The sequence below is a fragment of the Alteraurantiacibacter aquimixticola genome (genome assembly GCF_004965515.1).
Lineage (GTDB): Bacteria > Pseudomonadota > Alphaproteobacteria > Sphingomonadales > Sphingomonadaceae > Alteraurantiacibacter > Alteraurantiacibacter aquimixticola.
The window spans coordinates 24,659-38,012 of sequence record NZ_SSHH01000001.1 but is presented as its reverse complement, the minus strand read 5'-3'; the positions used below and the strand labels follow the sequence as shown (position 1 = coordinate 38,012).

Annotated in this window: 11 protein-coding genes; 1 reads left to right on the top strand and 10 read right to left on the bottom strand. The window is 64.2% G+C overall.

Features of this window, described 5'->3' with window-relative positions:
* Window positions 1–2: 2 nt before the first annotated feature.
* On the bottom strand, window positions 3–968 hold the full coding sequence (locus tag E5222_RS00165; protein WP_136691465.1) for a helix-turn-helix domain-containing protein: 966 nt from the start codon (window positions 966–968) through the stop codon (window positions 3–5).
* 353 nt (window positions 969–1,321) lie between these two features.
* On the opposite strand from E5222_RS00165, the gene E5222_RS00160 reads away from it, so the two are divergent.
* Entirely contained in the window at window positions 1,322–2,107 is a 786-nt protein-coding gene (locus E5222_RS00160) for an SDR family oxidoreductase (protein ID WP_136691464.1), read from the top strand.
* On the opposite strand, the gene E5222_RS00155 is transcribed toward E5222_RS00160, so the two are convergent.
* The 9 genes from E5222_RS00155 to E5222_RS00115 all read right to left on the bottom strand — a co-directional run bounded on the left by E5222_RS00155 (window position 2,104) and on the right by E5222_RS00115 (window position 13,152).
* Window positions 2,104–2,859 (bottom strand): HpcH/HpaI aldolase family protein, encoded by a 756-nt coding sequence (locus tag E5222_RS00155; RefSeq protein ID WP_136691463.1) that lies wholly within the window; start codon window positions 2,857–2,859, stop codon window positions 2,104–2,106. The genes E5222_RS00160 and E5222_RS00155 overlap by 4 nt on opposite strands.
* 12 nt (window positions 2,860–2,871) lie before the next feature.
* Window positions 2,872–3,660 (bottom strand): IclR family transcriptional regulator, encoded by a 789-nt coding sequence (locus E5222_RS00150; RefSeq protein WP_169053425.1) that lies wholly within the window; start codon window positions 3,658–3,660, stop codon window positions 2,872–2,874.
* A 190-nt stretch (window positions 3,661–3,850) separates the two neighbouring features.
* On the bottom strand, window positions 3,851–5,023 hold the full coding sequence (locus tag E5222_RS00145; RefSeq protein ID WP_169053424.1) for a sialidase family protein: 1,173 nt from the start codon (window positions 5,021–5,023) through the stop codon (window positions 3,851–3,853).
* Between the two features lie 22 nt (window positions 5,024–5,045).
* Window positions 5,046–6,020 (bottom strand): amidohydrolase family protein, encoded by a 975-nt coding sequence (locus E5222_RS00140; RefSeq protein ID WP_136691460.1) that lies wholly within the window; start codon window positions 6,018–6,020, stop codon window positions 5,046–5,048.
* A 114-nt stretch (window positions 6,021–6,134) separates the two neighbouring features.
* A complete protein-coding gene (locus E5222_RS00135; RefSeq protein WP_246021557.1) occupies window positions 6,135–6,965 on the bottom strand; it encodes a dienelactone hydrolase family protein in 831 nt (276 codons plus the stop codon).
* 28 nt (window positions 6,966–6,993) lie between these two features.
* Entirely contained in the window at window positions 6,994–8,253 is a 1,260-nt protein-coding gene (locus E5222_RS00130; RefSeq protein ID WP_169053422.1) for a sialidase family protein, read from the bottom strand.
* Between the two features lie 7 nt (window positions 8,254–8,260).
* Window positions 8,261–9,526 (bottom strand): sialidase family protein, encoded by a 1,266-nt coding sequence (locus E5222_RS00125; RefSeq protein ID WP_136691457.1) that lies wholly within the window; start codon window positions 9,524–9,526, stop codon window positions 8,261–8,263.
* Window positions 9,523–10,485 carry an amidohydrolase family protein gene (locus tag E5222_RS00120; RefSeq protein ID WP_136691456.1) on the bottom strand — a complete coding sequence of 321 codons (963 nt, stop codon included), beginning with the start codon at window positions 10,483–10,485 and terminating at the stop codon, window positions 9,523–9,525. Before E5222_RS00120 ends, E5222_RS00125 begins: the two co-directional genes overlap by 4 nt.
* 84 nt (window positions 10,486–10,569) lie before the next feature.
* Complete coding sequence (locus tag E5222_RS00115) at window positions 10,570–13,152, bottom strand: TonB-dependent receptor (RefSeq protein ID WP_136691455.1); 2,583 nt, start codon at window positions 13,150–13,152, stop codon at window positions 10,570–10,572.
* Between the last annotated feature and the right edge of the window lie 202 nt (window positions 13,153–13,354).

Below are 13,354 nucleotides of genomic sequence, written 5' to 3'. Positions count from 1 at the left end.
CGTCAGGCGCAGTCCTTCATCAGCATGACCCGGCGATATTCGCGCGGGGCCATTCCGTATTTCTCGTGGAAGGTGCGGGTGAAATGCGCCGCGCTGTTAAAGCCCCATGAAAAGGCGATCTCGGTCAGCGTATGCGCTTTCCACGCGGGGTTGGCCATCTGGCGCGCGCATTCCTCCAGCCGGCGGCGCAGGATGTATGCGCCCATCTTCTCGCCGCCGGGCGAGAACACCGCGCGCAGGTAGCGCGGCGACACTTTCAGCCGTTCGGAGATCGTCGCCGGCGACAGCTCGGGATCGCGCAGATTATCCTCGATATAGCAGAGCACGGTCTTGTGCCGCTGCCACGCGATCGCCGTGGCCTCGGCATCCTCGCTTGGGCTTATCCCGGCTGTATAGGCCATGGAGATCATCTCCAGCAGGTAGCGCGCGACGCGGTCTTCGCAATTCGCATCGATCCCCGCTTCGCCGCTGCTCAATTCGCGCACCATGGCCGCGATCGTCCCGGTCAGCCCGCTCGCCCTGCCCAGCAGCTGGCCGCAAAATTGCTCCGGCGTCGGCAGGTAGGAACGCAGCGTCTCGCCCGGCACGCGCACCATCACCGTGGTCGAGTGATCCTCCGTGCGGAAGAAATGCGGCAGGCCGGTATCGCAGAGGACGAAGTCGCCTGCGACAAGTTCGGCTTCCCGGCCGCAATGATAAAAGATGCTCGATCCTTCGGCCTGCAGCAGGAAGTTGTACAAACGCTGCGAATTCTGGGTGATGTGGCTGGCCCGCCGCTCCACGCTGCAGCGGTCGAGCTGCAAGCGGGCGAGCTTGACCGGACCAAGGCTGCCAATCCTCAATTCGGCGGCGAATTCACCGCCATCCTGCGGCGTGAACTCGCAAGCGCTCATCCGCGTCGCATAAAGCTCCGCCCAAGCTGCGGCCCTGCCGTTTACCGGCAGGCCCTTCGTGCTCAGAAGTTCCATCCAGACCCTCTCCGCCTGTTGGCGCCAGTTTTTCCGGTCGCCTTTATTTTGCGCAGGTCTATCCGGAAAACCGACCTTAAGTCAAGTTTTTGAAACACTGTTTCATTTATTGCAGCGCAACGTAAGGCCGGACGCCAAAAGGGCGGAGCCGCGCTGAACACGACCCCGCCCTTGGGGAGCTGCGCCCAAGCACCTGGCGCATGGTTCCATCCTAGGGGCAACAGGCCTGCCCGCTTGACCATCGCGGCGCGTGAATTTGCCGCGGCAAGTATATTTTCGCATCTGGCGATTGGCGCTTGAAGCGGCGGAAATCCGCCTCTTATGCTGGTGCCCGCAAGACCCGGGAGACCACCATGGAAGAAACCGATCCGCTATTCTCGCTGCGCGGAAAAACCGCCCTTGTGACGGGTGGGACCAGCGGCATCGGGGCCATGATCGCCTCGGGCCTCGCTGGGCGCGGCGTGCGCACCTATGTGACCGGGCGCGAGCTTTCCCGCGCGCAGGATGCAGCAGCGCGGCTGGCAGAGGAAAGCGGCGGAGAGGTGGTCGGGCTGGAGGCGGATTTTGCCGACCCCGATGCGCCTGCGGCGCTCGCGCGCGCCTTCGCCGAGCGCGAAGACCGGCTGCACTTGCTGGTGAACAATGCCGGGACCAATTGCGGCGGCGAGCTTGCAAGCCTCTCCGAAGAAGACTGGGACGCGCTGATGGCCGTGAACCTGCGCGCGCCGGTATTCCTGGTCAAAGCCCTGCTGCCGCAATTGCGCATGGCTGCGCGGCCCGGGGACCCGGCAAGGATCATCAATATCGGCTCCATCGGGGGCTTGCACGTGCCGGGTTGGGAGGCGCATCCCTATGGCGCGTCGAAAGCCGCGATCCACCAGGTCACGCGTTCGCTCGCCAAGTCCTTCGCGTCGGACAACATCACCGTCAACGCGATCGCGCCGGGTCCATTCCCTTCGCAAATGCACGACACCGAAAGCGAAGCGACGCAGAAGAGCATCGCCGCCTATATCCCTGCCGGGCGGGCGGGGGCTGCCGAGGATGCGCAGGGCGCGGTGATCTTCCTCGCCTCGCGCGCGGGCGCCTATGTCAATGCGCATGTCCTGCCGCTCGACGGCGGCTATATCGGCGCGCTTTAGGCCCGCGCTGCCGCAGCGGCTTCGGCCACGGCCTGGCCGAACAGGGTCGTGTCGTTGCTCAGCATGACCAGCGAGAAGCCTTGCTCGAGATGGCTGCGCGCTTCCTCGGGCGATCCAACTGCGACGCCCGAGGCGATGCCCGCTTCCTTGGTTGCAGCCAGCATGGCCGCGGTCAGTTCGCGCACTGCCGGGTCGCTGGCGGGCTTGCCGCTGGACAGGAAAAGGTCGCCATGGCCGATGAAGAGGCCGTTCACATGCGGGAGGGCGGCAAATTCCGCCGCCCGCTCGACCGATGCCCAATCCTCCAGCTGGATCATGCGCAGCACTTGCTCGTCGCCGCGCTTCAAATAGTCTTCCATCGGCGCGAGCCCCCAGCGCCCGGCACGCGAGGTGGTACCAAGGCCGCGCTCTCCCTTGGGGGCGAAGACCATGCGACGGCTGATGGCATCGGCGACATTGGTACTGGTAACGCGCGGCACCAGCAGCCCGTCCGCCCCGCCATCGAGCAGTGGCTGGATGGTCGATCCGAGCTGGTCCGGCATGCGCACCAAAGCGGCCATGCCCATCGCCTGCGCACAGAAGACCAGCTCATTGGCGCGGTCCAGCGAGTGCGGCGCGTGTTCCATGTCGATGACGACGAAGTCGAAGCCGGCATGGCCGATCAGCTGGACAGTCTCGAAGGACGGGATCTTGACCCATGTGCCCAGCAGCCCGCGCCCTTCCGCCTGCACCCGTTCGACAAGGTTCTGCATCCGCCTCTCTCCCTAGACTGTAAGAGCCGCGCTGACCTCGGCCGCGGCATCGCGCAAGGTCTCGACCAGGGTTTGTGAAGGCTCGCGGGTGATGAACTGGATCGAATCCATCGCTGTCAGCATGGCCACCAGTTCGCCCCTGTGATCATGGATCGGAACGCTTACAGCGTTGATGCCCAGCACGACCTCCTCGGGCGCATCCGCCCAGCCCTTGCGGACGACGTCCTCGATATCCCGGCGCAGCGCTTCGCGGTCGAGGATGGTGTGCGGGGTGAAGCGTTCCAGCTCCCCGCAAGGTAGGTCTCCGCTGCGTTCCAGCCGGTCGGCCAGCAGCAATTTTCCGGCCGCGGTGGAATGGAGCGGCAATTGCTGGTTCACCTGCACGACGATCCCCACCAGCCCCCTTCCGGGCAGTGTCTCCACGATGGTGACGGAATCGCCATAGACCAGCGACAGGTTGAAAGTGTGATCGAAAGTCTCGTGCAGCCGCTGCAGCACCGGGCGGGCGAGATCGACCACGCCTTCCTCCGCAGACTGGCCGATGACGCGGGCCAGCGCCTGCATCTTGGGGCCGCGCGCATAGCGCTCGCTGCCCTCGAACTGGATGGCATAGCCCAGCGCCACCAGCGTGCGCAGGTAGCGAAAGGCGCGTGCCTTGTTCATGCCTGTCTCGCGCGCAAGCTCGGTCACGCCCATTTCGTCATGCGTGGCAAGCTGCTCGAGAATGCGCACGGTCACGCGTGCCGCCTTGACCGTCTCATCGGCAGTAGTAGCTGCCTTGTCCGCTTGCGGGTCAGCCATCGGACGCGTGAGTGGGTGTGAAGAACATCGGATGCTCATGCTGTCAGGGAGGCTATTGATCAAGCCTGCAGCCGCGTTGGACATCTTTCGTGCCTGCCTTCCCTCTGGTTTCATCCCCTCCTCAAAAAGCGGTTCGGGATCGCTGCCCGCAGCGTAAAGGACGCGATCCCGAACCCAGGGAGGAAGCCCGTCAATCGATCGAAAAGATGCTGCGCGCCACGTGCCGCACGCCGCCATTGGCCTGGACCGGATCGTGTTTGCTGTTGAAGTAATAGAGCGCGCCGACCGTGCTGCCTTCGACATGCCAGACATTGGGATAACCAAGATCCCAGCTGCCTCCGTCGTCGCGCACGATCAGCTCGCGGCCCCATGTGCGGCCGCCATCCTCGCTCACCCTTGCGCGAATGCCCGAGGGCTTGAGGCGATAGCCATAGATCGCGACCACGCGCCCGTCGGGCATGACGACAAGGCTGGCCGGCGCGCCGAAATCGTTGATGCGCGAGAGGAAGCCCCATGTCCGCCCGCCATCGTCGCTGCTGTAAAGCTCGCTCCACATCACGCCGGTCGGGTCGCGCTGGCAGCGGATCACGCAGATGATCCGTCCGTCCGGGAGCATGTAGCCGCGCGGATAGAACCAGCGATGGCCGACAAAGGCCACGCTGGGATCGTCGTAATCGCCATCGGCATTCCCCCAGGGATCTTCCTCGGGGACGATGTAGTTCATGAAATGGAATTCGCGGCCCCCGTTCGCGCTGCCATAGACCAGCGGGCGGCGGCGCGTATTGTCTGGTTCGACCGAGAACAGGAACATGAGCATCCGCCCGTCCGGACGGACCAGGGTCGATTGTATGCCGGTGAGCGAGGGCAGGTTCTCGAGCGGGACAAGGATCGTCTCGCCCCAGCTCCTCCCGCCGTCGCGCGACAGCTTGGCCGTCGCCCTTGTGCTCGCGGTCGCAAAGCCGCCCATGCTTCCGCTGGAGAGGAGGACATTGGGGTCGCGGTAGTCGACCGGCCCATCGAAGGACGTCGCCATCTGCGCGGGATCGAGCGTCTCGCCACCCCCGCCCGGGCCAGCCATCATGTTATACTGCGGGTCCTCGCCATCCCATGTGAGGCCGCGATCATGCGACCTGACGGTGACGGTGCGCGGGTTGGAACTGTTCTGCCCCAGCACGTCGTGCCGGATCGCATCACCGCTGTCATAGCTGACATTGCGGGTCATGAAATTGGCGATTAGCGTCCCGTCGCCATTTTCCCAGAAGCCGCTGGTGAAGGGCCAGGAGCAGAACTCGTCCTCCCGGCGATAGACCACGTCATGGTCCAGCCCGGCAGGCACGATCGGCGGTCTCATATCCGTTGCCATGCGATCAGCCTCTCCCGGTGCCTCAGGAGCCCCTGCCGCCCGGCACGTGGATGCGCTCGGCCGTGTTCCAGAACAGGTCTTCCTGCTGCTGCGCGCTGAGCCCCTGCGCGGAAGCGAGCGCATATTGCACCCAGCCGAACATGCTGCCCGGCGTATTGCCGACATCGCTGCCCCAGCACAATTTATCCGCGCCGAAGGCCTGCACCATCGCCTCGAGGAACGGCTTTTCGTCGATGTTCTGCGCGTGCAGCTGCTCGATCAGCAGGGTGGTGTATTTGTAGTAGACGTTCGGAATGTCCGCGAGCGCGAAGTGCTGCGGTGTGAGCCCCCATGTCTCCGGCAAGTCGGCCGGGCGCGGGAAGCCGATATGGTCGAGCAGGATATTGGCATTGGGATAGCGCACGGCATGTTCGGCCACCGCTGCCATCGCCCCCGGCGTATCCCCGCCGATCGGCATCAGCACCACGACGAGGCCAAGGTCATTGGCCGCCTCCCACGTGCCAGCCGCAGCGTCGGTCAGGAACGGGAAGAAGCCTTCGCGGTCCGTGCCGGTGAAGCGCACGCCCGCAATCTTGTTGTCGCGCGCCATCGTCGCCAGCTTGTCCGGCGTATCGGCGGCATGCGGATCGAGGATGACCACCGGGACAATGCGGTCGGGATGGTCCGCGGAAATGTCCAGCAGATAGGAATTGTCGAAGCGATAGGTGCTGGAATACTGGACGCCGGCCCCTTTCGCGATGCCGCTTTCGTCCCAGAATTCGAACACTTCCCTGGGTGTCTGGGGAAAGCGCATGGCCTTGGCGACCATGATTTCCGGGCCGTAGCGCGCGGTTTGCGAATTGAACGGGTAGCGGTCGACATCGTTGGTGTAGAAATGCCCATGCGCATCCCACAAGCTGTAGGACGGCTTGATCACATGGGCGAAGGCCGATCCCGGCAAGGCGGCGAGGCCTGCCGCCGCGACGCTCGACCCGATGAATGTACGACGATTGATCATTGCTATCCTCTCCCCGGTGTCATTCTTGACTTCAATCTAGCGCCGCATGGCCCCGCAGCTTGATCGCAACGGCACTCGATCCGGCCCGAGAACGCCCCGACACGGACCCAAGCCTCACTCAAGTGCCTCTTCGAACAGGGCGACGATCTTGCCGAAACCGGCTTCCGCCAAGTCGCTGTCGAAAGCCGGATCGTCCGGCATGAAATAGCCGTGGCCGGCATCCACGATGTCGATCCGGCTCGCGAGGCCGGCATCGGCGAAGGCGGTTCTCAGATCGTCCTTGTCGCCCGGCTCCCGCTCGTCGTCGGGCCGGGCGATCTCGATCAAATATTGCGCCCTGCTCTGTGCGACGAAGAGGTGCGGGCTGTTCTCGCGCGACGTGGCGATGGCCAGCGGATGGATCGCCGCGACCGCCCTGACCCGCTCCGGCAGGGCGCGCGCTGCGAGGAAGGCATGCGCCCCGCCGATATCGACCCCTAAAGTGCCGAGACCCGCATCGCCATCCACTTGCGGCAGCGTATCGAGATAGCGCGCATAGGCCTGCGCATCCGCCATGATCGCTGCGTCATCCGCCGCCTCCCGCCATGGCGCGCCGCGCCGCATGACCTCTCCGAAAGGAAGGACGGGTTGCGCGGTTGCCGCACTACCATCCAGCGCAATGCTGCGGTGGAAGCTGTTGGGGACGAGGACGACAAAGCCTTCCCCGGCCAGCTTGCCCGCCAGCTCGCGATAGCTTGGTCTCAGCCCCGAAAGATCGGGCCAGAGAATGACGGCGGGATGGCTGCCCGGCCCCTCCGGTACGGCAAGGATCGCATCCGCCATTCCGCCTGCCGTTGCGATGCGGACGCTCCGCACGGCGGGTTCTGCCGAGCCAACGGCCAGGGTGGTGCAGGCAGCAAGACACAGGGCGCAGATCGCGGCCAAGGCCCGGCGGGCGAGATGCATTATCGGCACAGGCAGTCCCCTCGATATGTCACGGCTCGAAGACGGTGCAGGCGATATGCCTGACGCCCCCATTCATCTGGATCGGGTCGTTCTTCAGGTTGATGTAGTAGGTTGCCAGCAAGCGGCCCGGCGCCACTTCGATGACGCGCGGATAGCCCACGTCCCAGCTGCCGCCATCGTCGCGCAGGATCATCTCGCGGCCCCATGTCAGCCCGCCATCCTCGCTCACGCGATAGCGGATGCCCTGCGGGGCATTGCGGAAACCGTAGACGCAGACGACGCGCCCATCCGCCATCGGCACCAAATCGCCCGGCGCGCCCCAGTCATTGACCCGGCTGAGCCAGCGCCAGGTCCGCCCGCCATCGAGGCTCTCATGCACTTCGGTCCAGATATTGTAGCGCGCATCGCGCTGGTATCGCAGCGAGGCGATCACGCGCCCATCCTTGAGCACCACGGGACGCGGATAGAAATGCGGCGCGGCGGCAAAGGGGGAGCCGCCCGGATAATAGGGATCCTTCGGCTCGTAACCGATGATCGATCCGAGATAGTGGAAGTCGCGGCCATTGGCGCATGCATAGATAACCGGCCGCGGCCCCTGCGCCCCCGGCGCATTGGTGTGCACCCCGAACAGCATGGTGCCGTCGGCTCGCAGTGAATAGATCGAACTGCCGGGTAGCGAGACGGAAGGGAAATCGTCCATCTCGAGCAAGCGATGCGGCCTCCACGTCCGGCCGCCATCGGTCGAGGCCCGCATCCAGCCCTGGGCAGGATTGGCGAAGAGCGCCGGTATCCCGCCACCCATCAGCAGCGTGTCGCGATTGGCAAAGTCGAGCGGCGGGAAGGAGGGCCAGTCGTCCGCCGCCCCGGCAGGAAAGTCGCTCTCCTTATTGATCAGCATGTCGAAGACGGGGACGATCGAGTCCCGGTCCCAGCTTTCCCCGCCATCGCGCGAGCGGATGACGACGATCTCGCCCATATTGCGCGTCAGATTGGTGTGATCGACCGCGTCCGGCTGTCCGTAATCGGAGGGGACGCGCTTGAAGCCCGCGACGATCGATCCGTCACCCACTTGCCACAGGCCGCAATAGAAGGGCCAGGCGGCGAATTCGCGATCATTGCGATAGACGATGGAATGCCGCGCGCTGGGGTCGCGTGCCGGCTTCCAGTCGGTCCGCACAAGCACAGAGCTCGATTGCCCGCGCGCCGCGCTGCTCGCCAGGGCCAGCAACGCTCCCGACCCCGCCGCAAGGGCGCCGCGCCGGGACAGTTTGGGGGCACGACCGCTCATCGCCTCATCAGTCGATCGAGAAGATCGAGCGCTGGATATGGCGCACGCCGCCATTGACCTGGACGGGATCGTCCTTGCCGTTGAAGTAGTAGATCACCCCGACCCGGCCATCGGGCATGGCCCAGGCATTGGGATAGCCGAGGTCCCAGCTGCCGCCATCGTCACGGATGATCAGTTCGCGGCCCCAGCTCTTTCCCTCGTCCTCGCTCACACGCGCGCGGATGCCTTGCGGCGCCAGCCGGTAGCCATAGACCAGCACCAGCCGGCCATCTTGCATCTGCACCAGGCTGCCGGGCGCGCCGAAATCGTTGGCGCGGCTGAGGAACTGCCAGGTCCGTCCGGCATCGTCGCTGGAGAAGATCTCCGTCCACATGATCCCACGCGGATCGCGCTGCGACCGCAATACGCACAGCATCCGGCCTCTCGGCAGCAAATAGCCGCGCGGGTAGAACCAGCGGTGGCCGCCAAAGCGATAGGTGGTGTCATAGACGCCGCTCGCAGCCCCTTTCGGGTCGCGCTTCGGCGTGATGAAGGTCAGGAAATGGAAGTCGGCACCGCCCGGCGGCAGGGCATAGACGCAAGGGTGGCGGTTCCAGCCGCTGTCATCCACTTCCATCAGCCAGATCAGTGCGGTCCCGTCCGGACGGATCAGCGAGGAATTCATGCCCGACAGCGAATGCAGCGCATCGAGCGGCACATCTATCGCCGGCCCCCAGCTATGCCCGCGATCCTTGGACACACGCAGCAAGGTCCGCCCTTCCGGCGTGCCGAAGCCGGGAGAGGAGTTGGCGATGATGATGTCGGGATTGAGGAAGTCGATCGGCTGCAAATCGTCCATGGAGCGCACGCCAGCCTGCGTAGGATCGGCATTGTCCATGATGTCGATCGTGGGCTCCTGCCACGTCTGCCCGTAATCCGTGCTGCGCAGGCCGATGGTGCGGGTGCCCAGCCCTTCGCGGCCGATATTGTCATGGCTGATATCGTCGGCATTGCCGTATCGCGTGGTCGTGGAGCGGACCTGCTGCAGGATCTCGCCATCGCCGAAATTCCAGTAGCCCATGACATGCGGCCATCCGACCATCTCGTCATCCCGGCGGTAGACCACGTCATGCTCGACATCGGCCAGCTTGCGCGGCGGCGCCCATGCACCGGCATCCTCAGCCGTGCCGGCGCGCGCGAGCGAGGAGAATATCGTCCCGCCCGCCGCGGTGCCGCCCACCAGCGCCGCGCGGCGCGACATTCTGAACTGCAAGGCATCCGGGCTTCTCGTCATCTCGCTTCTCCCCGCCGGACGGATTCGTCCCCGGCACCCATCGCCAGCCCGTAGAGCCTGGCTCCATTGTCATGCAGGAAGGCCGTTGCTTCCGCTTCCGACAGCAAGGCGCAGGCGCCCCGCGCCATTTCGACCTTCTCGGCATAATTCCACAGCATGCTCTGGCCGACATCGGAGCCCCAGACGAGCCTGCCGGGGCCGAAACGATCGACCATGTGGCGGACGAGCGCGGCCGCTTCGACCTCCGCCTTCACCAGCCGCTCCATGTTGATTTCGGTGATCTTGAAATAGACGTTCGGAACATCCTCGAAGATCGCAATCGTCGCATCTATCCCGTAATCGGGCGGCGGCGGCATGGTCACCGTTTCGCCCGCCTCCTCGCGCAGCGCCACTTCATATTGCGAAATCCCGTAGGGCATGGCCCCATGGTCGAGGATGACCGGCAGGTCGGGATACATAAGGGCGATCAGCTTGATCAGCGGCAGGACATAGGAAAGCTGGTTGTCGAAGACGATGACGGTCATCGGCGTGCCCAGCTCCGCGCAGGCCTTCCACACCTCCATCGCACTGGGCGAACTGAGCCAGGCGGTATCGAGGATCCACGGCCTGCTATTGGCCATGCGAAAGCCCGCCACGCCCCTGTTGCGCACAAGGTCGCGGTAGTGGTCCGCCGTTTCCGGGTCCTGCGTATCGAGGATGACGACGGGCCGGAAACGATCCGGATAACGCGCGGCGGAATCGAGGATATAGCTGTTGTCATAGCCATAGATATGGCCGCGCTGGACCAGGCAGGCGCTCGTCACGCCGTGCCGGTCCATTTCGGCGAGCAATTGCTCGGCCGTCATGGTGAAGGATGGACGGTCCGGAACCGGCAGGTCCGGCGTGAACGGGCGCGCCGGATAGGTGGTCCAGTCGTCCGCGATCAAATGTGCATGTGTATCGACCAGTCTGGCTGTCATGCCGCCCGGACCTTTCCCGCTTCAACAACCCCGTCATGGCGACGCCGGACTGGGCAGGTCTTGCCCGGTCCGGCAATAAAGCGATCAGAAACGCTTCTTGACGCTGAGATACCATTCCCGCGGCGCGGCAGGCTGGCCGAGATTGGTCGGCAGTCCGAAACCCCGGAAGATGACTTTCTGACGGTAGTAGAACTTGTTGAACAGGTTCGTCGCGCCGACTGCGACTTCGAAGTCGAGCGGTTCGTTCCTGTAGGTGATGCGGCCGTTGAAGGTCGAGAAGGCGTCCTGCCGCGTGCTGTCCTGATATTCGGGCAAGGTGCTGTAATAGATCGTGCCGGAATAGAACCAGTCGAGGCGCGGCGTGATCGAGCCGTCGAGCATCGGCGTCTGCACCTCGTACTGGATACCGGCGCTGGCATTCCAGTCAGGCACGGCCGTGCGCTGAGCTTCGTCCTCGGACTTGTAGGAGTTGAAGCCCACCGATCCGTTGATCCGCAGATCGTCGATCGGTTCTGCTTCCAGTTCGCCCTCGAAACCACGGATCCTGCCCTCTGCCACTGCATAGCTGAAGCTGCGCGCGACACAGGCGACGCCAACACCCTGGTCGGGCGTGGTGTTGAGCACCGGCGGGCCGTCGGTTGCCGCGTCATAGGGACGGCAGGTGGTAAAGGCATTGGCGAAGTCCGAGCCCTCCGGTCCGGCAGAGACGACGGTCGAACCGCCCGCCACCAGCCCGGTGAGGTCATCGTTCCACTGGCCTTCCTGGCCGGAGAAGCCCGCCGGACGTTCGGTGAAGTCCATCTGGAATGCTGACACGTTCAGCCTGATACGGCGATCCCAGAATTCGGCCTTGGCGCCGATTTCGTAGCTGATCAGCGCCTCGCCCGGCGTCTGGCCTTCCTGCCCGGCCTGCGAGGGACGGACATTGAAGCCCGGCAGGCGATAGCCCGATCCGGCGGAAGCATAGAGCAGCAGGTTGTCATTGACCTCGAAGTCGACACCGGCCTTCCAGTCCCACCGCTTGCTCTCGATATCGATATCGAAAACGGTGCTGGCTCCGGAGGGAACGAAGGTCGTCTCGCCCGGCGGCGTATTGTCCGTCAGGCTTTCGAAATAGACGCCCTTTTCATCCTTCGAATAGCGCAGGCCGCCGACCAGTGAGAGGCGGTCTGTCGGCCGCACATTGACGTTGAGATATCCGGCCAGCGCCGAAGGCTCGTAGACATCGTTCTGGAAACGCTGCGTGCCTGCACGCACGCCCTGCGGATTGCCGAAGTGATCGGCCTCGCCGTCATAATAGAATACGCCGGTGACGAAATCGAAGAAGTCGTACTGGCCTGTCAGCCGCAATTCGCCGGTGAGATGGCTCTCGTGGAATTCGTGATAGATCACCGAATCGTTGAGCACCGTCCCGTCCGATGCCGCACCGAAGCTGAGATCCAGTTCGCGATATCCGGCAATGGCGGTCACATCGAGATTCCCGTTGAGCGCCACCACGATCTTGCCCTGCACGCCCTGGCTGGTCAGCGGAACGGTGTTGCCGTGGCAATTGCCGCCCTTGAAGATCGAACCGTTGTAATAGCTGTTGCCCGGGATCAGCGTGCCCGCCGGGAAGGGATCGCAGTAATTGTCGAAAGTCTGGTACGGATCGCCCGTCTCGAACCTTTCGTCCCAGCGGAACGGCGTGCCGGGGATCGAGAACTGGTCCGCCGCCGTCACGAAGTTTGCGCGTGTGGTGGTCTGCGCATAATCGGTATCGAAAATGTACTCGGCGGGAATTTCGTCGTTCTGGTCCGTATAGTCGGCCGAAATCGACACCTCGACATCCGGCGTCGGCGCCCAGTACAGCGAACCGCGCACGGCGCGCGTATCCTCGCCGCCCAGGTGATCGATAACGCAGCTGGTAGGCTCACGCGTGCCGCCAAAGCTGGTTTCGGGCGACTGGAAGGGGAAGGTCCCCGCCAGTTCCGGCGTACCGTTGAGGTGCATCTGGCAGGAGAAATCCAGCATCTCCTGATAGCCGTCGCGCTTCTTCGAAATGAAGGATGCCCCGATGGCCAGTGTGTCGGTCAGCGGCACGGTGAAACCCGCGCGCAGGTCCCTGCGGTTATAGGCGCCAACGGTAACGTCGACGAAACCCGTGGCCTCCGTCAGGCTCGGCTGGCGCGAGACCAGGTTCATCGCGCCGGCAATCGAGTTGCGGCCGAAGAGCGTACCTTGCGGTCCGCGCAGGACCTCCACGCGCTCCAGGTCGAGAAGGTCGAACTGGGAGCCGAAGAGGAACGGATAATAGACGTCGTCGATATAGTAAGCGACCGAGGGCTCGCCGTTGAATTGCGGGTCGGTCTGGCCGATGCCGCGCAAATAGACCGAGACTGCGGGACCGAAGACGCCCTGCGACTTGCGAAAGGTCGCGTTCGGCACGATCGCGCCGAGCTCCGACGTATTGGTCAGCGCCCGCGATTCCAGCGTTTCCGAGGTGATCGCGGTAATCGCGATCGGCACGTCCTGCACATCGGTGGCAATTTTCGTGCCGGTAACGAAGATGACGTTGTCGTCGCGCGAATTCTCCTCGCGCGGTTCGTTCGCCGCGTCCTGCGCCATGGCCGTTTGCGAGGCGGCGAGCGCCAGCAGCGAAGCAGCACAAAGAGTAACCTTCAGTTTCATCCCAAACCTCCCGTTTATTTTATGCCGGGCAGATAATGGGCTTGGCCGGTTGGGCACTTGCCTGCGCAGGAGGGGGAAATTGACTGGACTGAGCCCGAACCGCCTCCGGTCGCCGATGTGCAACAATGGCCGCCGCGCCGGTCAAATCGGCGGCGCCACGCCCCGGATCGGGCCAGAGTTTGACCCAAAGGGCATTGAATCC